Below are 20293 nucleotides of genomic sequence, written 5' to 3'. Positions count from 1 at the left end.
AACTGTATCGACAACTTTTCAATAGAAAAATGCCCTTACTACTTTAGATTATATAGGTGATTTTCTAAATTTTCCACATTTATGGGCAACAGGATTCTTTGTTTCATGGTAGAATATAGAGGAAAAATGATTATTTTGTCGAATACGTGCGAAGTTAGTGGTGGGAGGTTCCTATGCTGCAGATTGAATCCATCATTCTTTATAGTATCAAACAATTAAACAGGGAACGGACCATTTATTCGGTCTACCACCTTTTAAATGGAAAGAAGTCATCACAAACCATCCAAGATGCCCATTTATTTTCCTTGAAAAGTTTTTTTGGAATATACGAACAATTATCAAGGAACTCATTTGAAGAAATAATCCAATCGATGATCAACAATAGGTGGATAGAAAATAATGGTGAACAACGATTTAATCTAACGCCCCTTGGACAGAAACTCCTAGAAAAAAAACAACTCCCCAAGTATATTGATGGCTGGAACTATCATCAAATTGCATCCTTATTTTGGGAAAGGCTGTCATTATTTGTTCAGGTAGTATCCAATTTAATGTTCGGAGAGACAAGGTATATACCCATCCAAAAAAACAAAGAGGTACATAGTTGGTTAAAATCGATACTAAAAGATATCCCCTTGCCTAGGATGGAAGTAGGGACCACCGTTTATTCAGAGCTTAATGATTGTTTGGATGCGGGAAAAGAAGTTGACCCCTCCCTTGTCGTATTTCAGTTAACAGGTTTTCAACAAATTGGATTGACCCCTCTTCAAGTAGGGAAACAGTTGAATTTAAATTTCCATGATTACCAAATCGAGTTTACAAATACACTTCATTATTTAATTCAAAAAATCAAAGAAGATGGTCATCAGTTAAAAATCTTACCATTACTAATCCACGATTTAATGGAAGAAGATGATTTAACCCTTTCCGCTAGGAAAACACAGAAATTATTAAATCAAGGGTATTCACTTGATATGATTGCAAAAATAAGGCACTTAAAATTAAGTACAATAGAAGATCACCTTGTTGAATTAGCCTTAAATATAGATGATTTCTCCATTGATACTTACGTAGAAAAAGAGTTGCAAAATAAGATTTTGGAAATCTCACGGCAAATAGCAACCAAACAATTGAAGTTGATTAGAGAAAAAATAGTAAGTGCAACATATTTTCAAATTAGGTTGGTATTGGCGAAATATGGTGATAGATAATGGAATTAGAAAAAGTATTAAAAGAACATTTTGGTTATCCATGTTTTAAGACAGGTCAAAAAGAGGTAATCACATCAATTTTATCTGGTCAACATACATTGGCCATGCTCCCAACTGGAACTGGAAAATCATTGTGTTACCAACTTCCAGGGCTAATGTTAAAGGGGCAAATTTTAATCATATCTCCACTTCTTTCACTGATGCAGGATCAAGTAGAACAATTTAAAAAATTTGGAGAAAAGAGAGTCATTGCATTAAACTCTTTTCTTTCTGCAGATGAGAGACAGAAGGCGTTTCATCATCTTGATCAGTATAAGTTTATTTTTATATCACCTGAAATGTTAATGGTTCCATATATCATCCGAAAACTTCAAGAATTAACAATTGGATTATTTGTGGTAGATGAAGCCCATTGTATTTCCCAATGGGGCTTTGACTTTCGACCGGATTATTCAAAGCTAGGTGAAATTAGAAAAAAGTTTGGCAACCCACTCACTCTTGCACTTACTGCAACTGCCACCAAAAAGGTGCGGGAGGATATCATTGATTCACTTGACTTAGAGGAAATAGTAAAAATTGAATCAACTATTGACCGGCCTAATATCGGCTTTTATGTAAAAGAATTATATGACTTCCGCGATAAGCAAGACGTTGTCCTTGATCTTGTTGCCAAGTTGACAAAGCCAGGAATCATTTATTTTTCAAGTAAAAAAGTTGCCGAGCAAATAGCCTTATTATTAACCGAAAAAAGGATTTGTCGTGCAATGGCTTATCATGGCGGACTAGACCAACACACACGAATTCTGATCCAACAACAGTTTATTTATGGACAACTAGATGTTATTTGCGCAACCAGTGCCTTTGGAATGGGAATTAATAAAGAAAATATAAGGTTTATTATTCACTATCACATGCCGATGCAATTAGAATCTTATCTCCAGGAAATTGGAAGGGCAGGTCGTGATGGAGAACCGAGTATTGCCATCCTTTTATATACTCCAGGAGATGAACAACTTCCTCTCCAGCTTGCCGAGAGTGAATTACCATCTGAACAACAAATAGACTGGTTGTTCAAAAAGATAGACGAAAAACAGATTGAAAAGGATGGAAAGATTACGTTAAATACGCAACTTATGGACCTTGGCGGTTTTTCAGAGATTCAATGGCGAATTGTTGAAGACATCATTATTAATACACCAATTGAAACAGTAGGTCTTAAACAATTACAAAACCTTATTAAGGATTTTGTTAAGGATAGAATAACAATTAAAAAAAATAATATTTATAAAATGAAAACATGGGTGGAATCTAATTTCTGCAGACGTGAATATATTTTACAGTATTTCGATGAAACCCTGTTAAACAAGGTTCACCAGTGCTGTGACATTTGCGGACTTCAATTCAATGATTTTCAAACAAAAGATTCTATTAATTCTCCTTCGGTGATGAAAACTGAACAAAACTGGAAGAACTATCTTGCCAAAATTCTAATCAATAGTGAGTTGAGGGAATGAAAAAGAAGTATTTTGAATTAATTAATGGATTAACAGATAAAGATTTGCTTTTCCATCTGTATATGACACAAGTAATTCTCTGTGGGATCTCATTGCTATTAGGGTTTATATTTTTTGACCATTTCTCGTATTCAGAGAATATTTCTTTTGATGATTCCCGCGTTTTTACCATTGGTATCCCTGCAGGTTTAACAGTTGTGCTGTTAGATATCCTCTTAATGAAATGGCTGCCGATGTCCTTTTATGATGACGGTGGGTTAAATGAAAGAATCTTTAAAAATAGAAATATCTTTCACATCCTAATCATTGCACTTTTTGTAGCTTTTAGTGAGGAATTATTGTTTAGAGGGATCATTCAAACAAAAGTAGGACTAATTTTTGCGAGTATTATCTTTGCAATTATACATTATCGATATCTTTTTAATTGGTTTTTATTTGTAAATATAGTTGTATTAAGCTTTTTTATTGGATTAATTTATGATTGGACAAATAATTTACTCGTTACAATTGTTATGCATTTTGTCATTGATTTTTTATTGGGTGTTTATATAAAATGTAAAAGCCCTACTAGAAATAATGAACAGGGAGGAGTGCAGCTTTGAATAATGAAGAACCCTACAGGGACCAGGCAGAACGATTAAAACAACGAATAGAAAAAATTAATGAGACAGTGGACTCTAAGGATGTTTTGCCGTCGCGTGAGCAGATCCATCGTCAAAAGAAGAAAAAAACAAAGTGGAAGCTAAAATATCCAGTTATTCGTTTGTTAGTCTTGTTCTTTATCCTCCTCCCTATCATTATTTTTAGTGTAATTTCATATCGTGACGGTGCAAAAAAAGTAAATGGGGTTGTGAAACTGGCGGAGGATTCTGTTGGGTATGAAACCATTAATTTGGAAAAATCAAATGAGGAAGAACAAATAATGGGAGAAAGTTCGGATCAATCCGAGGAGAATCTTGCTGAGAATAATGAAACTGAAGAATCTAGCGAGGAACCTAAAAACGGGGGAGAGCCGTCTGAAACGACTGCCGATACCTCTGTTGAAACCGACAATACAAATGAAAACAAAACGGATACACAAGTTTCAGAAAATAATAGTGAACAAGAAAAAGAGGCAGAAACAACAGAAACATCGACAGAAACACAATCAAATTCTATTGTTACTCATACCGTTAAACCAAATGAAAATTTATATAAAATAGCAATGACGTATTACCATTCTCCAAAGGGGATGGACATCATCATGAAAGCCAATAATCTTCAAAGTGACCATATTAGCGCAGGTCAGGTTTTGAAAATACCATTGAACAACTAGCCGATCCATTAGGGATCGGTTTTTTTATGAAGAAAAACATAATAGAAAGGACAAGTTCATATGTATATATAAGAAATGGAGGGTGATAAGTATGGATTCTCCGATCCAATTACTTGAAAATACGGATCAGGCAACAAAGCAAGCACTTGAAAATGTAAGAAAAAGAAAAGAAAAGTTTGACCGGTTTAAAAAGCGTCACATTCTCTCAATCTGGGCAACGATCATCTTGGCGACGAGCTTTTTTGTTTATTTATATATAACGGTTGCCAGCATTTATTCCTATTCTTTTGCTGCGATGTTTTCTGCCTTTGTTAATGATTCTAATAATTTAACTCTACTAGTCTTTTGTGTTGGCATGTATGGGACGATGAACTTACTGAAGGAGAAAAGAGACAAAGCAGAAAAAGAATACCATGAATTACGATGTGAAATTGTGGACCGCAGTAAAGATTACTGGAAGAAAGAAGAAGAATGGAAAAACCGTCATATTGTTTTTGAAATGATGAAAACCAAATATGATATTAACCTATATCATGAAAAGAAATAAGAAGCAGACCATGACTGCTTCTTTATTGATTTTATTAGAATATTTTCTTCTTGCCCTGTTCATCTTTTAAAATTTCCACTGCTTCCCGGAAGCGTTGCGAATGGATGATTTCCCGTTCACGTAAAAAGCGAAGACTATCATTAATATCTGGATCATCACTTAAGTTAATCAACCACTGGTAAGTTGAACGTGCCTTTTCTTCTGCTGCAATATCTTCATATAAATCTGCAATTGGGTCACCCTTTGCAGTTATATAAGTAGCCGTAAATGGAACTCCTGCGGCATTATGATAGTATAATGCTTTATCATGGTCAGCATAATGTGCACCCAATCCAGCTGCCTTCAATTGCTCTGGAGTGGCATCCTTCGTTAATTTATAGACCATTGTAGCAATCATTTCGAGATGGGCAAACTCTTCTGTACCGATATCTGTTAGAAGGCCAATTACCTTATCAGGAATTGTGTATCGTTGGTTTAAGTATCGTAAAGCAGCAGCAAGTTCTCCGTCGGCACCCCCATATTGCTCAATTAAATATTTTGCTAAAGTTGGATTACAAGTACTGACTCGAACAGGATATTGTAATTTCTTTTCGTAAATCCACATTGAATTCTTCCCTCCCTTAAATTAAACTTGCCAAGGCCAAGGAGTATCGTCCCAATTCCATGGAAATCCAGAGTAACTATTTCCATATTGTTGTAATGGGCCGAATTGGCTTTCAAATGCCTTTTTCAAGTGTTTTCTTTCTTTTGCGTAATGATTGAACTGATTGATGGCTTCAAGATCGTCATTGTGTGTATCCAAATAAAGGGTCAACTCGACTAAAACAAAGTCAACAGCCTGCAGTTGCTCCATTAATTGATAATATTCGGCAGGTACTTGTTTCATTGAGGTAATCCTCCTTTGCCAGGTTCAAGCGGACCAAACCAAGGATCATAAAATGCTTTCCAGAGCGTGCCGGCTCGAAGTGCTTCAAGCGGTGTAAATTGTGGCAGATTCGGTGGCTGAAAACCCATATATAAATGAGGTGGGGTAGAATAGGCTTTTTCTATAATAGGCTTACAAGGGTCAAACGGACTCGCATACGGATGATAAGTTTTGAAATGAGTATTCATTGTAGCCCTCCCTATATTCAACATCATTTAATCATATGAAAATTTCCTATTTCTATGACTTGATCTTAAAAGATGAAGGGTTTTTTCCAAGCCTTGAAGAAGTATACTAAATAAAGATGATTTTATTTTGAGGTGATGGGAATTGTTCGTAAAAAATATTATGATTCCAAAGCATGAATGTTTTACCGCACAGGAAAATACTTCTCTTAAAGAAGCGTTGGAAAGTTTAGAAAAACATCAGATTGACGGGCTGCCGGTATTAAGCGGAGATAGGTATGTAGGAGTGGCGACAAGATATAGCATTTATGAGAGCTACTTTAAATCTGATAAACAAAAGGATCAGTATTTAACATCAACCTATGTAAAAGATATTGCTACACATCATGATAAGTTTTTAGAAGGTGGAGAATTATTTGAGAAAACACTTCTCGATCTAAAGGATTTTCCTTTATTAGCGGTTGTTGATGCGAACAAAAATTTTCTTGGAGTGGTTACGCGCTCAGATGTGATTAGTTCTTTTGAAAGCGCATTTGGTGTTAACCGTCCTGGGGTAAGGATTGCCTTTACATCGGTTGAAACTGAAGGACGTATTGCTCGTCTGTCTGAAATTGCTCATCAATTTCATGAGCATATTATTTCGCTGGTTACATTTGATGAAACGGATAAACTTGTCCGAAGAATCGTTATGAAGATTGAGAAAAAAGATAATATCGATAGATTCACCAAGAAATTGGAAGAACATGGATTTAGAATATTGAGCATTCAAGAGGATCTATAACCAGTAGATGGTAAGTTTTTAAATCCTTCTCATACATTGTATGGGAGGGGTTTTTTATGTTTATAAAAGTGGTAAAGTTTTTCGTCATTTTTTTATGTGGGTATATACTCATCAATTGGATTTCAATTCCACATCCCTTTGTATTAGCCGACTTCTTTATAAGTTTTGTCGTAAATCCATTAAAATTTTTTGCGGCTACTTTGGTTTTTTTTATCGGGTTTCTTTTAACAGGCCGAGTAATCAGTGAGCTTATTGTTGGAGCAAAAAAACCTTGGCATAAACGAAAAGTAATGTTTGTCAATATTTTCGTTGACTATCTCTGTTTCCTTCTAGTTTTTTCCCTTCTTTTTTATTTAGGTTGGGAGCAAACAATTGTCTTTTTTAGTTTAAGTCTTTTTTATGGTATGATTTCCATTGAACGCTAAGTAAAGAAATGGGGAAAGAGACATATGGTTTTTGCTTTAGTAAGCTTGTTCATCATTGGTGGATGCCTTCTTATATATATGTTACGAGAAGCTTTCTTAAATAATATCATTGAACATGAATTATGCTTCCCAGACTTTCCTAAATCACTAGGCAGTGTTTCGATTTTTTTTATTTCAGATATACATAGGCGAACGGTTTCTGATCATGTAATTAATCCTGTTATTGGGAAAGCAGATATTGTTGTAATCGGAGGGGATTTAACAGAAAAAGGAGTCTCTTTCGAAAAAGTAAAAACAAACCTGAAGAAATTAAAGCAAATTGGTCCAGTTTATTTTGTTTGGGGTAACAATGATTATGAAGTAGATTATCATAAATTGGACGCTCTCCTACTTGAGTTAGGAATTAAAATATTAGCAAATACAGCTGTAACTTTTGAATCGGGTCAAGGTGATAAATTTTGTTTACTGGGTGTAGATGATTTAAGTCAAGAACGTGATCGCCTTGATTTAGCCTTACTAGATGCAGAAGATAGTAGCTTTAAGGTTTTAGCCAGTCATTATCCTAATATTACAGATAAAATCCTGCCGGAGCATAATATACGTTTGGTGTTAAGTGGTCATACACATGGAGGGCAAATCCATATTTTTGGATATAGTCCCCATGAACGAGGAAAAATAAAAAAATTGGAAAATACAGTTCTTCTAATTAGCAATGGTTATGGTACCACTTCTATACCATTGAGGTTAGGGGCGCCTGCAGAATGTCATCTGATAACGCTAAATGGGAATTCTGAAAAAGAAGGATAAATATAGACAATTCACCAACAGAACCCTAGGGCATACACTGAAAACAAGAGTTATGTCACGGCAGGGGGCAAAATCATGCGCTTAGAACGCTTAACAGCCAATAAAATAAAAATTTTTCTAACCTCTGATGATTTATTTGACAGGGGACTCTCCAAAGAAGATATTTGGAAGGACTCCATTAAATGGAATCAGCTTTTCCATGATATGTTGGAAGAGGCAAGTGAGGAATTTGATGTTGATATTCAAGGTTCTGTTGCGGTAGAGGTGTTCTCCCTCCAGGCTCAAGGGATGATATTAATCATTACCGTTGATGAAGTAATAGAAGATGAAGAAATTCTCTATGATGGATTTATCGAGATGCAGGTAAGGGTTGAAGGTTATGAGGACCTCTTGTATGAATTTGATGAATTCGAAGATATTATAGGTCTTGCTAAAAGACTGTCCACTGTCAATATTTACGGCGGGAGTCTATATGCCTGGAACAACCGTTACTATTTATTAATGGATAATCTTGAATCTGAAAAAAATATTAGAGCAGCTTGCGTTCTTTCCGAATTTGGCAATGCTTCTATTTTAAGCCCGTACGTGTTAGCTGAGTACGGTAAACGAATCATCGAAAATCAAGCGGTGGAAACCATTCTCCATTTTTTTAAGTAATTGATGGTTTTTTTATAGGTTGAAAGGGTGCCACCGCCCTTTCATAAAGGCTCTTTTCGTAAACTTTGTTGATTTTGGAGTTTAATAAGGGTCATTTACTAAGTTTCAAGGCAATTTTCGCAAAAGTTTTTACGAAAAGATGCCACGAAGCATATAGTTATTCGAGTTGATGAAATTATACGAAAAACAACAATCTATGCGAAAATAGCCTTTATAAAAAAGATATGGAGATATAATATTTAGCCATTGCATTTATTAAATCCTTTGAAAATGCCAATGGCAGCGTTTACATAATCGATTTTTTTTATACTTTTCTTCTTGCATAAATGAATTAAAGGTGTATACTTGTGTCTGAAAGCTGACAACATACGTAGCATTTTTTTAGGGAGGATTACAAATGGTAGCCGAAAAAGATAATGAAAAAACTAATCAAGAGGAAAAGCATGATGTGTTGAAATCGACACAAACAGTTATACATAAGGCCCTTGAAAAGTTAGGTTATCCTGAAGAGGTATACGAGCTCTTAAAAGAGCCATTACGCTTAATGACAGTTAAAATTCCAATTAGAATGGATGACGGTTCCATAAAAATATTTACAGGTTACCGTGCCCAACATAATGATGCGGTGGGGCCAACAAAGGGTGGAATCCGTTTTCATCCAGGTGTAACAGAAACGGAAGTGAAAGCACTTTCAATTTGGATGAGCTTAAAATGCGGGATTGTTGATCTTCCGTATGGTGGCGGTAAAGGCGGTATCGTTTGTGACCCTCGAGATATGTCCTTTAGAGAGCTTGAAAGACTAAGCCGTGGGTACGTTAGAGCTATAAGTCAAATTGTAGGACCAACGAAAGATATTCCAGCTCCTGATGTATTTACCAATTCGCAAATCATGGCTTGGATGATGGATGAATATAGCCGAATTGATGAATTTAATTCACCAGGTTTTATTACAGGTAAACCGCTTGTTCTGGGAGGATCGCATGGTCGTGAATCAGCAACCGCAAAAGGTGTGACAATCTGTATCCAAGAAGCTGCTAAGAAGAAAGGTATTCAAATTGAGGGTGCTAGAGTAGTTATCCAAGGTTTTGGAAATGCAGGAAGCTTTTTATCTAAATTTATGCATGATGCAGGTGCAAAAGTTATTGGGATTTCCGATGCATACGGTGCCTTACATGATCCGAATGGGCTAGATATTGATTATCTATTAGATAGACGAGACAGTTTTGGAACAGTTACCAAATTATTTAATAACACGATTTCAAATAAGGAATTGCTTGAACTAGAATGTGATATTCTTGTGCCGGCCGCGATAGAAAATCAAATTACTGAAGAAAATGCTCATAATATTCGTGCGAGCATTGTTGTTGAGGCAGCAAACGGTCCAACGACTCTTGAGGCAACTGAGATTTTAACAGAGCGGGGAATTCTCCTTGTACCGGATGTTTTAGCTTCTGCAGGCGGAGTAACTGTTTCTTATTTTGAATGGGTTCAAAATAACCAAGGTTACTATTGGTCTGAAGAAGAAGTGGAAGAAAAGCTTGAAAAAGTAATGGTAAAATCATTTAGTAATATTTACGACACGGCTCAAACTCGCCGAGTAGATATGCGTCTTGCTGCTTATATGGTTGGGGTAAGAAAGATGGCAGAAGCAAGCCGCTTTAGAGGTTGGATTTAATTTCGAGCTGAACTTAAAAATAATTCTTACCCATTGAAACATAATGAAAAAACTCCTATCATAGACGATAGGAGTTTTTTTGTCATCCAATGTGGATTGTTTTTTAAGGAGTGTATCTATTATGCAAATAGAAGATATTATTATAGTTGGTGGCGGCCCCTGTGGCTTAGCTGCAGCCATCGCTATTAAGGATAAAGGAAAAGAACCGTTAATTATTGAAAAGGGGAATGTGGTAAATTCGATTTATCACTATCCCACTCATCAAACATTTTTTAGCACGGCAGAAAAATTAGAAATCGGGGAAGTGCCATTTATTACAGACAGTTATAAGCCTAAAAGAAATCAGGCTCTTGTCTATTATCGGGAAGTTGCCAGACGAAAACAACTGCGTATTAACTCATTTGAAAAAGTGACTAAAGTATCAAAACGGGGCGACTTGTTTCATGTTAATACCAATAAGAATACTTATTGTGCCCGCTATGTTATCATCGCAACTGGTTATTATGATCATCCGAATTATATGCAAGTTCCAGGTGAAAATTCACCAAAAGTATTTCACTATTTTAAAGAAGCCCATCCATTTTACGATAAAGATGTTTGTGTGATTGGCGGAAAAAATTCTAGTGTTGATGCGGCATTGGAACTGGTAAAAGCAGGTGCGAGAGTGACAGTTTTATATCGTGGTGATAAATATTCTCCAAGTATTAAACCATGGATTCTCCCTGAATTTGAGTCGTTAGTTCGTACAGAAACCATTCTGATGGAATTTAATGCCCGCGTTAAAGGAATTACAGAGAATCAAGTTACTTATACAAAAGATGATGAGGAAAAAACAATAAGTAATGATTTTGTTTTTGCCATGACTGGATATCATCCCGACCATCAATTTTTAAAAAATATGGAAGTGAAAATAGATGATGAATCTGGACGACCATATTTTAATCCAGATACAATGGAAACAAATATTGAGGGCATATATATAGCAGGTGTTATTGCGGCAGGAAATAACGCAAATGAAATATTCATTGAAAATGGCAGATTTCATGGTGAGGCAATCTCTCGCTCAATCATAGAAAAAGATGCGAAAAGGATGGAAAAATAATGAAAAAAGTTGTTTTATTAACAACAGGTGGAACAATTGCAAGCAAGGCAAATAAAGATTCAGGAAAATTAGCTTCAGGCGCGTTAACTGGTGAAGAATTGGCAAGTATGTGTAATTTACCAAAAGACATCGAAGTGGTTGTTGAATCTGTTTTTCAAAAGGCCAGTATTCATATCACCTTTGATGATTTAATACTATTGAAGAATAAGATAGAAGATTATTTTAAGGATGATGAAGTTTCAGGTGTAGTTGTCACACATGGAACGGATACGATGGAGGAAACCTCTTATTTTCTTGATTTAACAATTAATGATTCTAGAACTGTGGTAGTGACAGGGTCACAGCGCTCTCCTGATGATATAGGAAGCGATGTTTACATTAATTTACGTCATGCTATTTATTGTGCATGTTCTCATGATTTAAGGGATGCTGGAACCGTTGTTGTATTTAACGAACGGATATTTGCGGCTAGATATGTAAAAAAAGAGCATGCTTCTAATATTCAGGGCTTTAATGCCTTTGGGTTTGGATATCTTGGCATTATTGATAATGATCAAGTTCATGTTTTTCAAAAACCAATTAAAAGAGAATATTTTGAATTGAAAACTTCGATTCCCCAGGTTGAAATCATTAAATGCTATATCGGAGCGGATGGGAAATTTATTAAGGCAGCACGTGAAGCAGGGATTACTGGAATTGTCTTAGAGGGAGTGGGACGTGGTCAAGTTGCCCCTGAAATGATGGCAGAAATTGAAAAAGCTATTGCTCAAGGGATTAAACTGGTTATAACTACAAGTGCAGAAGAAGGATCCGTGTATACAACCTATGATTACGAAGGAAGCGCCTATGATCTTTATAATAAGGGAGTAATTCTTGGAAGTGACAACGACTCTAAAAAAGCAAGAATTAAGTTGGCTGTTGCCCTTGCAAGTAATTTGAAGGAAATTAAATTTTAAGCTTTAATAAGCCAAAAGAGGATCACCTATTAATAAATGGAATGAATCTTTCATTTTCTTTATAGAGAATACATGATACGATTAAGAAAATGGATTTGAAAAGAGGTTCATCATGCTGGGAATATTATCAGCCGGAATTGCCCCCGGACTGGCCTTACTAAGTTATTTTTATTTAAAAGATGAATATGACTCAGAGCCAATATCCTTCGTTCTACGGACGTTTATGTACGGAGCGCTTCTTGTGTTTCCAATCATGTTTATCCAGCATGTCCTTGAAACAGAGCATATCGTTAAATCTGAACTTTTCAATGCATTTCTTACCTCTGGCCTGTTTGAAGAGTTTTTTAAATGGTTCATCCTTTTCTATGTTGTCTATCAGCATGTAGAGTTTGATGAGCCTTTTGATGGAATTGTTTACGGAGTGGCTGTTTCACTTGGTTTTGCTACTGTCGAAAATATCTTTTATTTAGTAGCGAATGGCATTGAACACGCTGTTACACGTGCATTATTACCTGTTTCGAGTCACGCCCTATTTGGTGTAATTATGGGCTTTTATATTGGAAAGGCGAAGTTTACTGAAGGGAATAAAGCTAAGTGGGTCATTTTTTCCTTACTTTTACCATTTGTTCTCCACGGTGCGTACGATTTTATTTTAATCTCACAAGAAAATTGGCTCATTATTATATTTCCTTTTATGATTTTTCTTTGGTGGTTTGGGCTAAGAAAAGTAAAGAAAGCAAAGATTTTAAGTGCTAATCATATGAAAAAACAATACTCTGTCCAAAAAACCCTTCAATCATAAAGAAGGGTTTTTTATTTGTTTGGAATAAAAAACCCATTTAAACAAAAAATAGGTTTACTGTTAAAAAGATTTACAATGGGGGTTAAAATTCCATGAAGAAGAAAAAGATCCTAATAAAGTTGTTTATACTAATCTTTCTGTTCGTGACTGCCTCTTTTTCAGAAAGCAAGGAGGTGCAGGCTTTCTCCAATCAGGTAATTCAAAAAGGTGCAGTTGGAGATGATGTTATTGAGCTTCAATCCAGGCTCCAGTATTTAGGTTTTTATAACGGAAAGATTGATGGGGTTTTTGGCTGGAGCACATATTGGGCGTTAAGAAACTTCCAATATGAATTTGCCTTGCCGATTGACGGGTTGGCCGGGTGGCCAACAAAATTAAAATTAGCCAAAGCAAGTAAATACAATGAACAATTTGTAAAAAAGCAAATTAACTCTGGTAAAAAGTTTACACATTACGGTGGGGTTGATCAAAGTAAACAGAGTGCCCCAAGTCCTGCAAATAAGGCGCCAGCTAACAATGCGCCAGCAAAACCAGCACCAGCGCCAGCACCAAAACAAAATGTACCGCCAAAAAACACAGCACAAAAAAAAGCAGCTCCAAAAAAGCCTACGGCTACTAACATACCAAATGGTTTTTCTCAAAATGATATCCAGTTGATAGCCAATGCTGTTTATGGAGAATCCCGGGGAGAACCTTATACGGGCCAAGTTGCTGTTGCGGCTGTCATTCTTAACAGGGTAAATAGCTCCACCTTCCCTAACACAGTTGCAGGAGTGATATTTGAGCCTGGTGCTTTCACCGCTGTGGCTGATGGCCAAATTTGGCTGACCCCAAATAAAAATGCAAAGAAAGCAGTTTTGGATGCAATCAATGGTTGGGACCCAACTGGAGAGGCATTATATTATTTTAACCCAGATACTGCTACCAGCGGGTGGATCTGGGGACGTCCACAAATCAAACGAATCGGGAAACATATTTTTTGCAAGTAGAGAGGTGAATGGATTTGATCAGAGGAATATTAATTGGAGTTCTTGCAATCGGTATTGTGGGAACTGCATATTGGGGCTATCAAGAACATCAGGAGAAAAATGCAGTTCTTTTAAATGCAGAAAATACTTATCAGCGGGCGTTTCATGACCTTACCTATCAAGTAGATTTATTACACGATAAGATTGGGACAACACTTGCAATGAATTCAAGACAGTCCTTGTCTCCCTCCTTAATAGAAGTTTGGAGGCTTACATCGGAAGCACATGGTGATGTGGGTCAATTACCGCTAACCTTGCTTCCCTTTAACAAAACGGAGGAATTCTTGGCTAAAATCGGGAACTTTAGTTACCGTACAGCTGTCAGGGATTTAGACAAGGAACCATTGACAAAAGATGAGTACAACACATTAAAGGTACTTTATAAGCAGTCTGGTGATATTCAGAATGATCTCCGAAAAGTCCAGCATATGGTTTTAAAAAATAATCTCCGCTGGATGGATGTTGAACTTGCCTTGGCATCTGGAAAGGAATCAACTGATAATACTATAATTGATGGATTTAAAGCGGTAGAAAAGACAGTAAGCGGCTATACGGAATCCAATCTGGGTCCAACTTTCACGAACATGCAAAAAAAGGATGAAAATTTTAAAAAAATAAAAGGAAAAACCATTACCCAACAAGAGGCAATTCAAATCGCAAAGAAATATATCAAAATTGATGGGAATTCAGAGGTGAAAGTCACTGAAAATGGTAAAGGTTCCGACTATGGTTTTTATAGCGTTGCTATAAGAAATCAGAAAACCGGTGAAGAAGGCAGTATGGATATTACTAAAAAAGCCGGACGTCCGATTTGGTTTATTAATCAACGTGATGTAAAAAAACAAGTTCTTAGTTTGAATGATGCTGATAATAAGGCGTCAACTTTTCTAAAAGAAACGGGTTTTAAAGATTTAGAGATATTTGAAAGCACACAGTATGACAATATTGGTGTATTTAATTTCGTTTCAAAAATTAACGGTATTAGAATTTATCCTGAATCGATTAAAGTAAAGGTTGCACTAGATAATGGCGATATTATTGGAGTATCAGCAGAAGAATATTTAAAATCTTTTCAGACAAGGACAATCGAAAAACCAGCTATTTCTGTGAAACAAGCTCGAGCCAAAGTAAATCCGAACTTTAAAGTCATGGAAGACCGTCAGGCGATTATTGTAAATAACCTAAACAAAGAGGTACTTTGTTATGAATTCCTTGGTACTATCGATGATGATACTTATCGGATTTTTATTAACGCCAAAAGTGGTGTAGAGGAAGACGTTGTAAAACTAAAGAATGCCGAAGCTATTTATGAAGATGTGTTATAAGGAAAAGCATTTGCTTTTCCTTATATTTTTTACAAAAAACTCCAATAATAAGGTTATTAAGTAGTGGAGTGGATGTCATGAAAAAGGTAGAAAGTGTTTTAATAAAAATTGTCATTGTCCAATTTATTTTTCTATTTCTTGCACAACTATTTTTTCATCAACTAGATGTTTTTCCGCAGGTAAAACAATTGACAAAATATGAAGGAGTAAATGAAAATACATATACTGAAATCCTTGAAACATTTCAGGGTGAATGAGAAAGCAGGGCAGCCTGCTTTCTTTTGATTGACCAATATATCGTTAAAAATTTCATATTTTATCATGGTAAAAAAAGAGGCAATGCATTATCTTGTGGTAAAATAAATAGTAGTAAACATCTGAGAAACTCATGATGATAAATAGGAGGATTTATGGAAAAGAAAATATCAATCGCAATTGATGGACCTGCTGCAGCTGGTAAGAGTACAGTCGCAAAAATTGTAGCAGAAAACCTTTCTTATATTTATATCGATACTGGTGCAATGTACCGAGCTTTAACATATAAGGCGATAGTAAATCAACTGAATTTAGAAGATGAAGAGGCTTTATTAGAAACATTATTATCCACAGATATCAAACTGCAGCCATCTGATAAAGGTCAGTTAGTATACTTAGATGATCGAGATGTTACAAATGAAATTCGTTTTGCAGAAGTAACCAATTCGACTTCTTATGTTGCTAAACACCAGAAGGTCCGTCAAGAAATGGTCAGAAGACAACAAGCTTTTGCCACAGAAGGCGGAGTGGTGATGGATGGCAGGGATATTGGTACGCATGTATTGCCAGGTGCAGAAGTTAAGGTATTTTTACTTGCTAGTGTGGATGAAAGAGCAGAAAGGCGCCATATTGAAAATATCCAAAAGGGCTTCCCTTCTGACTTAGAAAAACTGAAAGAAGAAATTGCTCGTAGAGATAAAATTGATTCTGAGAGAGAAGTAGCACCATTGAAAAAAGCAGATGATGCAATTGAAATCGATACAACCTCTTTAACAATTCCAGATGTTGTAGAAAAAATAATGGTGTTGGTGAACGAAAGGGTTGGATAAGTGTGACGTTTTATGATTTTGCGAAATCAGTGGTTACTGGAATATTTAAACCATTGTATAGGATTGAGGCAATCGGGATAGAACATTTCCCAAAAGAAGGTGGTGTTCTTCTTTGTGCGAATCATATCCATAATTTTGATCCCATTATTGTAGGAATAATGGCCCCTCGTCCTGTTCATTACATGGCAAAAGATGAGATTTTTTCAGTACCTGTTTTAGGTAATATTGTTAGAAAATGTAATGCTTTTCCAGTGAAAAGGGGCTTTAATGATCGTGAAGCACTTAGAACAGGCTTGAAGATCCTAAAGGATGGTCATGTTTTTGGGCTTTTTCCAGAGGGAACAAGAAGTAAAACTGGCGAACTTGGAAAAGGGCTTTCTGGAGCAGGTTTTTTTGCATTAAGGTCAACAGCATCGGTTGTCCCTTGCGCAATTATTGGTCCATATCGCAGTTTTAGAAAGTTAAAGGTGGTCTATGGACAACCTATTGATCTGGATGAATTGAGAAAAGAGAAAGCATCAGTAGAACAAGTTACTGAATTAATTATGTCAAAAATTGATAAACTTAAAAAAGAACATCAATAGGTTCTGCTTGACAAAATAGACTATTTGTAAGAAGTTAATGGAAAGAGTTTTTTTTGAAAATTCACTGCTTTTATATTTTTTATATGTGTTGTATGCTGCGTGGCATCCACCAGATCATATATAGACTTTTGAAGTAAATGGATTAAGGAGGAATACATATGTCGGAAGAATTAAATCAAGTAGAAGTGAAAAGCTTTGAAATTGGGGATAAAGTAACTGGACAAGTTACTAAAGTAGAAGAAAAGCAGGTGCTAGTCGATATCCAAGGAAGCAAACTTGATGGAATTATTCCAATCAGTGAACTTTCGAGCCTGCATATTGAAAAGGCATCTGACGCAGTTGCCGATGGTGATGAACTAGAATTAGAAGTATTGAAAGTTGAGGAAGAAGCAATAATCCTTTCAAAAAGAAAAGTTGATGCAGAAAAAGCATGGGAAAACTTAGAAAAACAATTCCAAAGCGGAGAAATTATTGATACAGAAGTAAAAGACGTTGTAAAAGGCGGATTAGTAGTCGATTTAGGAGTTCGTGGATTTGTTCCAGCATCATTAGTTGAAGCCCATTTTGTAGAGGATTTTAGTGATTATAAAGGCCGTACTCTTACTTTTAAAATTGTAGAACTTGATAAAGATAAGAACCGTTTAATCCTCTCTCATCGAGCAGTGGTAGAACTAGAAAAAGGTAAGCAAAAACAAAATCGTCTAAGTGCTGTACAAGTAGGGCAAATTATAGATGGTACAGTTCAAAGAATTACTGATTTTGGCGCTTTTGTTGATATTGGCGGCATTGACGGGCTTGTTCATATTTCTCAACTATCGTATGATCATGTGGATAAACCATCAGATGTAGTCCATGAAGGGCAGCAAGTTCAAGTTAAAGTACTAAGCGTTGACCGTGATAATGAGAGAATATCTTTATCGATTAAAGAAACACTCCCTGGACCCTGGTCAAATATTTCCGAAAAAGCACCTAAAGGAAGCATTTTAAAAGGTAAAGTGAAAAGATTGGTCTCTTATGGTGCATTTGTCGAAGTATTCCCAGGTGTTGAAGGCCTTGTTCATATCTCGCAAATTGCCCATAAACATATTGGTACTCCACACGAAGTATTAAAAGAGGGACAAGAAGTTGATGTCAAAGTCCTAGATGCAAATGAATCGGAACAACGTTTATCATTGAGCATTAAGGAACTTCTTGAGAAAGAGTATGAGGAAAACCAAGACTATGAACTTCCTGAAGAGTCAAAAGGCTTTCAGCTTGGTGAAGTTATTGGCGATAAATTAAAGAATTTAGGAAAATAATGGTGATGTAAGTGTCTAGATCTGAACGAAAATGGGACCACATTCGTTTTGCCCTTGAAAATAGGCGAAATCGTTCTTCAGCTTTCGATGATATAAAATTTATTCACCAGGGTTTACCGAATATCGGTGTGTCCGATGTTGGATTAGACCATGAAATTGGCGGACTTTATTTAAGTTCGCCTATTTTTATCAATGCCATGACAGGTGGCGGTGGTGATAAAACATATCGAATTAATAAAGAGTTGGCAGTAGTTGCCAAAAATACAGGTTTAACAATGGCAGTTGGGTCACAAATGGCTGCTTTAAAGGATTCATCTCAAAAATACACCTACGAGGTTGTCCGCAAGGAGAATCCCTCTGGTGTTATTATTGCAAACTTAGGGAGCGAAGCATCAGCAGAGGACGCAAAAGGTGCGATTGAGATGATTGATGCAGACGCCCTGCAAATACATTTAAATGTAATCCAAGAACTAACCATGCCTGAAGGAGACCGTGATTTTACTGGAGCGCTCAAAAGGATTGAATCGATCGTAAAAGAGACAAATGTTCCTGTCATCGTAAAGGAAGTTGGTTTTGGGATGGGGAAGGATACTGTAAAAGACCTTTTATCGATTGGCGTTCAAATAATTGATGTAGGAGGTTCTGGCGGGACAAATTTTGCTGAAATTGAAAATAAGCGCAGGGATAAATCATTGTCTTTTTTCAATCAATGGGGAATTCCCACGGGGATTTCTATTTTTGAAGCGTCGTCTGTTTCTAAAAATCTTTCGATCATTGGCTCTGGAGGATTTATGTCAGGACATGATATCGCAAAAGGATTAGCAATTGGTGCGAATGCGATCGGCATGGCAGGCTATTTCTTGCAAATTCTTATAAATGAAGGAATAGAGGTTTTACAGAAAGAAATTGAAGTCCTTCATGACGAATTAATGATGATTATGACTGCTTTAGGAGCTAAAACCATTTCCGATTTAAAAAAAGCACCATTAATTATCTCGGGCGAAACCTATCATTGGTTAAATCAACGCGGCATCGATACCAAACTGTTTGCCCAACGTTCCATAAAATAAAAGCTCTCGCAATTACGCGAGAGCTTTTTTCTTATCTTTTCCCGTCATTTAATCCTCTTGCTTCTTCAGGGCCTGAGAGTTTCGTTGCACCCGGATAGTGCAATGCCTGATCACGATCTGATTCCACTCTTCTACTCGCCTTTAACTTCTTTTCTTGTCTGTCTTTTCCCATTCAAACACACCTCCTCTTAATAAGATGATTCACACAGGAAATATTATTCAGGGAAGTATGAAACTACATAAAGATTACCAATAATGATAATAATAGGAGGTGTATGAGTTGGAAGGGGCAATTTTTTATTGGGTCTTTTGGGGATTTTGGATTTACTTAACCTTTATTCTCGAAAAGCAAAATCCATATCGACTTAAACTATCAGCTATCGTGTTATTAGTATTAATTTTAGCTAATGTCCAGTTTACAGTAGGAGTGTTTCAATTACAGGCAAGCGGGCTATTTATGTTAGGCAGTTGCTATTTATTTATTGGCCAAGAAAAACGTGGAGCACTAATTTATTTTTTTATTTGTTCATTTACCGTATCCATTGCATACGTGACCTTCCATTTATTTGAGATCTTTGATCCTATTTGGATCATTTTTAAAAAGGAATGGATGATGGGAATAACGTTGTGGTATTTAGCTATACTATTGCAAAAAACATTAAAAGGAAGATTACTCATCATTTTTGCAGGAGCCATGCAAGGGGAAATTTTATATGCGTTTATATTAAATAAATTCGAATTTCCATATTTGATAGGGACATTTGCCTATTTAGATGTTTGTTCATTAACGGCACTACTGCTAACTGGATGGAGTGCATTAGAAAATATTGGTTCTATACTCCAAAATCATTTTCATTTTTTCGAAAAAGGAAAGCAAAAATCATCATAAAATGTTTCGTTTTCGTCAAGCTTATACCGCAACCATTCACTTTTCGTTCTTTTCCATTGCGGGAAAGGATTAACATTGATAAAATAACATAGTTAGGCCCTTCTAGATCACA

The 20293-nt window shown here is 36.0% G+C and carries 25 protein-coding genes; 21 read left to right on the top strand and 4 right to left on the bottom strand.

Annotated features, from left to right (window positions below; translation table 11 throughout):
• Positions 1-173: 173 nt before the first annotated feature.
• From ACJ004_RS13815 to ACJ004_RS13795, 5 genes are all read left to right on the top strand, one after another.
• Entirely contained in the window at positions 174-1211 is a 1038-nt protein-coding gene (locus ACJ004_RS13815; RefSeq protein WP_410893621.1) for a YpbB family protein, read from the top strand.
• Positions 1211-2725: a RecQ family ATP-dependent DNA helicase gene (locus ACJ004_RS13810; RefSeq protein WP_410893620.1), complete on the top strand. Its 1515-nt coding sequence runs from the start codon at positions 1211-1213 to the stop codon at positions 2723-2725. The genes ACJ004_RS13815 and ACJ004_RS13810 overlap by 1 nt, the downstream gene beginning before the upstream one ends.
• Positions 2722-3327: a CPBP family intramembrane glutamic endopeptidase gene (locus ACJ004_RS13805; protein WP_410893619.1), complete on the top strand. Its 606-nt coding sequence runs from the start codon at positions 2722-2724 to the stop codon at positions 3325-3327. The genes ACJ004_RS13810 and ACJ004_RS13805 overlap by 4 nt, the downstream gene beginning before the upstream one ends.
• Positions 3324-4040: a LysM peptidoglycan-binding domain-containing protein gene (locus tag ACJ004_RS13800; protein WP_410893618.1), complete on the top strand. Its 717-nt coding sequence runs from the start codon at positions 3324-3326 to the stop codon at positions 4038-4040. Before ACJ004_RS13805 ends, ACJ004_RS13800 begins: the two co-directional genes overlap by 4 nt.
• Positions 4041-4131: 91 nt before the next feature.
• A complete protein-coding gene (locus tag ACJ004_RS13795; protein WP_410893617.1) occupies positions 4132-4587 on the top strand; it encodes a YpbF family protein in 456 nt (151 codons plus the stop codon).
• Positions 4588-4621: 34 nt separating this feature from the next.
• Here the strand turns inward: ACJ004_RS13795 and ACJ004_RS13790 are convergent, their stop codons facing one another.
• The 3 genes from ACJ004_RS13790 to ACJ004_RS13780 are packed head-to-tail and all read right to left on the bottom strand — an operon-like array spanning position 4622 to position 5700.
• Complete coding sequence (locus ACJ004_RS13790) at positions 4622-5191, bottom strand: manganese catalase family protein (RefSeq protein ID WP_410893616.1); 570 nt, start codon at positions 5189-5191, stop codon at positions 4622-4624.
• 21 nt (positions 5192-5212) lie between these two features.
• Positions 5213-5473, bottom strand: coding sequence for a spore coat protein CotJB (locus tag ACJ004_RS13785; protein ID WP_410893615.1), 261 nt, complete (start codon positions 5471-5473; stop codon positions 5213-5215).
• The gene (locus ACJ004_RS13780; protein ID WP_410893614.1) at positions 5470-5700 is read right to left on the bottom strand and encodes a spore coat associated protein CotJA; all 231 of its coding nucleotides are present in this window, start codon (positions 5698-5700) and stop codon (positions 5470-5472) included. Before ACJ004_RS13780 ends, ACJ004_RS13785 begins: the two co-directional genes overlap by 4 nt.
• Before the next feature lie 142 nt (positions 5701-5842).
• Here ACJ004_RS13780 and ACJ004_RS13775 point away from each other — a divergent pair, with 142 nt between their 5' ends.
• From ACJ004_RS13775 to fni, 15 genes are all read left to right on the top strand, one after another.
• A complete protein-coding gene (locus tag ACJ004_RS13775) occupies positions 5843-6478 on the top strand; it encodes a CBS domain-containing protein (protein ID WP_410893613.1) in 636 nt (211 codons plus the stop codon).
• A gap of 56 nt (positions 6479-6534) precedes the next feature.
• Positions 6535-6903 (top strand): hypothetical protein, encoded by a 369-nt coding sequence (locus tag ACJ004_RS13770; RefSeq protein WP_410893612.1) that lies wholly within the window; start codon positions 6535-6537, stop codon positions 6901-6903.
• Between the two features lie 24 nt (positions 6904-6927).
• On the top strand, positions 6928-7710 hold the full coding sequence (locus ACJ004_RS13765) for a metallophosphoesterase (protein WP_410893611.1): 783 nt from the start codon (positions 6928-6930) through the stop codon (positions 7708-7710).
• Positions 7711-7785: 75 nt separating this feature from the next.
• Positions 7786-8367 (top strand): genetic competence negative regulator, encoded by a 582-nt coding sequence (locus ACJ004_RS13760; RefSeq protein WP_410893610.1) that lies wholly within the window; start codon positions 7786-7788, stop codon positions 8365-8367.
• A gap of 397 nt (positions 8368-8764) precedes the next feature.
• Positions 8765-10042, top strand: coding sequence for a Glu/Leu/Phe/Val family dehydrogenase (locus ACJ004_RS13755; RefSeq protein ID WP_410893609.1), 1278 nt, complete (start codon positions 8765-8767; stop codon positions 10040-10042).
• Between the two features lie 121 nt (positions 10043-10163).
• Positions 10164-11144, top strand: coding sequence for a YpdA family putative bacillithiol disulfide reductase (locus tag ACJ004_RS13750; protein ID WP_410893608.1), 981 nt, complete (start codon positions 10164-10166; stop codon positions 11142-11144).
• Positions 11144-12100 (top strand): asparaginase, encoded by a 957-nt coding sequence (locus tag ACJ004_RS13745; RefSeq protein WP_410893607.1) that lies wholly within the window; start codon positions 11144-11146, stop codon positions 12098-12100. The genes ACJ004_RS13750 and ACJ004_RS13745 overlap by 1 nt, the downstream gene beginning before the upstream one ends.
• 112 nt (positions 12101-12212) lie before the next feature.
• Positions 12213-12902 (top strand): glutamic-type intramembrane protease PrsW, encoded by a 690-nt coding sequence (gene prsW / locus ACJ004_RS13740; protein WP_410893606.1) that lies wholly within the window; start codon positions 12213-12215, stop codon positions 12900-12902.
• 92 nt (positions 12903-12994) lie between these two features.
• Entirely contained in the window at positions 12995-13891 is an 897-nt protein-coding gene (gene sleB, locus ACJ004_RS13735; RefSeq protein ID WP_410893604.1) for a spore cortex-lytic enzyme, read from the top strand.
• Between the two features lie 14 nt (positions 13892-13905).
• Positions 13906-15255 carry a germination protein YpeB gene (gene ypeB, locus ACJ004_RS13730; protein ID WP_410893928.1) on the top strand — a complete coding sequence of 450 codons (1350 nt, stop codon included), beginning with the start codon at positions 13906-13908 and terminating at the stop codon, positions 15253-15255.
• Positions 15256-15332: 77 nt separating this feature from the next.
• Positions 15333-15512 carry a YpfB family protein gene (locus tag ACJ004_RS13725; protein WP_410893603.1) on the top strand — a complete coding sequence of 60 codons (180 nt, stop codon included), beginning with the start codon at positions 15333-15335 and terminating at the stop codon, positions 15510-15512.
• 153 nt (positions 15513-15665) lie between these two features.
• The gene (gene cmk / locus ACJ004_RS13720) at positions 15666-16340 is read left to right on the top strand and encodes a (d)CMP kinase (RefSeq protein ID WP_410893602.1); all 675 of its coding nucleotides are present in this window, start codon (positions 15666-15668) and stop codon (positions 16338-16340) included.
• A gap of 2 nt (positions 16341-16342) precedes the next feature.
• Positions 16343-16924, top strand: a complete 582-nt coding sequence (locus ACJ004_RS13715) for a lysophospholipid acyltransferase family protein (RefSeq protein WP_410893601.1) — start codon at positions 16343-16345, stop codon at positions 16922-16924.
• A gap of 158 nt (positions 16925-17082) precedes the next feature.
• Positions 17083-18222, top strand: coding sequence for a 30S ribosomal protein S1 (gene rpsA, locus ACJ004_RS13710; protein ID WP_410893600.1), 1140 nt, complete (start codon positions 17083-17085; stop codon positions 18220-18222).
• Positions 18223-18233: 11 nt separating this feature from the next.
• A complete protein-coding gene (fni, locus tag ACJ004_RS13705) occupies positions 18234-19292 on the top strand; it encodes a type 2 isopentenyl-diphosphate Delta-isomerase (protein ID WP_410893599.1) in 1059 nt (352 codons plus the stop codon).
• Positions 19293-19323: 31 nt separating this feature from the next.
• Here fni and ACJ004_RS13700 read toward each other — a convergent pair whose 3' ends face one another.
• The gene (locus tag ACJ004_RS13700) at positions 19324-19464 is read right to left on the bottom strand and encodes a YpzI family protein (RefSeq protein WP_066257239.1); all 141 of its coding nucleotides are present in this window, start codon (positions 19462-19464) and stop codon (positions 19324-19326) included.
• A gap of 108 nt (positions 19465-19572) precedes the next feature.
• On the opposite strand from ACJ004_RS13700, the gene ACJ004_RS13695 reads away from it, so the two are divergent.
• Positions 19573-20181, top strand: coding sequence for a YphA family membrane protein (locus ACJ004_RS13695; protein ID WP_410893598.1), 609 nt, complete (start codon positions 19573-19575; stop codon positions 20179-20181).
• Positions 20182-20293 lie beyond the last annotated feature (112 nt).

Origin of the sequence: Neobacillus sp. 204, assembly GCF_046562815.1 — a bacterium.
Taxonomy (GTDB): Bacteria; Bacillota; Bacilli; order Bacillales; family Cytobacillaceae; genus Neobacillus.
Note: the sequence above shows the minus strand (reverse complement) of the source record. Positions and strands in the feature narration are given on the sequence as shown.

What these genes read in the sequence shown, in the direction of transcription:
- ACJ004_RS13755 (WP_410893609.1), top strand. Translation starts at nt 8,765, where the DNA reads ATGGTAGCCGAAAAAGATAATGAAAAAACTAATCAAGAGGAAAAGCAT.
- ACJ004_RS13725 (WP_410893603.1), top strand. Translation starts at nt 15,333, where the DNA reads ATGAAAAAGGTAGAAAGTGTTTTAATAAAAATTGTCATTGTCCAATTT.
- ACJ004_RS13810 (WP_410893620.1), top strand. Translation starts at nt 1,211, where the DNA reads ATGGAATTAGAAAAAGTATTAAAAGAACATTTTGGTTATCCATGTTTT.
- cmk (WP_410893602.1), top strand. Translation starts at nt 15,666, where the DNA reads ATGGAAAAGAAAATATCAATCGCAATTGATGGACCTGCTGCAGCTGGT.
- ACJ004_RS13745 (WP_410893607.1), top strand. Translation starts at nt 11,144, where the DNA reads ATGAAAAAAGTTGTTTTATTAACAACAGGTGGAACAATTGCAAGCAAG.
- prsW (WP_410893606.1), top strand. Translation starts at nt 12,213, where the DNA reads ATGCTGGGAATATTATCAGCCGGAATTGCCCCCGGACTGGCCTTACTA.
- ACJ004_RS13780 (WP_410893614.1), bottom strand. Translation starts at nt 5,700, where the DNA reads ATGAATACTCATTTCAAAACTTATCATCCGTATGCGAGTCCGTTTGAC.
- ACJ004_RS13765 (WP_410893611.1), top strand. Translation starts at nt 6,928, where the DNA reads ATGGTTTTTGCTTTAGTAAGCTTGTTCATCATTGGTGGATGCCTTCTT.
- rpsA (WP_410893600.1), top strand. Translation starts at nt 17,083, where the DNA reads ATGTCGGAAGAATTAAATCAAGTAGAAGTGAAAAGCTTTGAAATTGGG.
- ACJ004_RS13770 (WP_410893612.1), top strand. Translation starts at nt 6,535, where the DNA reads ATGTTTATAAAAGTGGTAAAGTTTTTCGTCATTTTTTTATGTGGGTAT.
- sleB (WP_410893604.1), top strand. Translation starts at nt 12,995, where the DNA reads ATGAAGAAGAAAAAGATCCTAATAAAGTTGTTTATACTAATCTTTCTG.
- ACJ004_RS13750 (WP_410893608.1), top strand. Translation starts at nt 10,164, where the DNA reads ATGCAAATAGAAGATATTATTATAGTTGGTGGCGGCCCCTGTGGCTTA.
- ACJ004_RS13795 (WP_410893617.1), top strand. Translation starts at nt 4,132, where the DNA reads ATGGATTCTCCGATCCAATTACTTGAAAATACGGATCAGGCAACAAAG.
- ACJ004_RS13785 (WP_410893615.1), bottom strand. Translation starts at nt 5,473, where the DNA reads ATGAAACAAGTACCTGCCGAATATTATCAATTAATGGAGCAACTGCAG.
- ACJ004_RS13815 (WP_410893621.1), top strand. Translation starts at nt 174, where the DNA reads ATGCTGCAGATTGAATCCATCATTCTTTATAGTATCAAACAATTAAAC.
- ACJ004_RS13790 (WP_410893616.1), bottom strand. Translation starts at nt 5,191, where the DNA reads ATGTGGATTTACGAAAAGAAATTACAATATCCTGTTCGAGTCAGTACT.
- ACJ004_RS13700 (WP_066257239.1), bottom strand. Translation starts at nt 19,464, where the DNA reads ATGGGAAAAGACAGACAAGAAAAGAAGTTAAAGGCGAGTAGAAGAGTG.
- ACJ004_RS13760 (WP_410893610.1), top strand. Translation starts at nt 7,786, where the DNA reads ATGCGCTTAGAACGCTTAACAGCCAATAAAATAAAAATTTTTCTAACC.
- ACJ004_RS13805 (WP_410893619.1), top strand. Translation starts at nt 2,722, where the DNA reads ATGAAAAAGAAGTATTTTGAATTAATTAATGGATTAACAGATAAAGAT.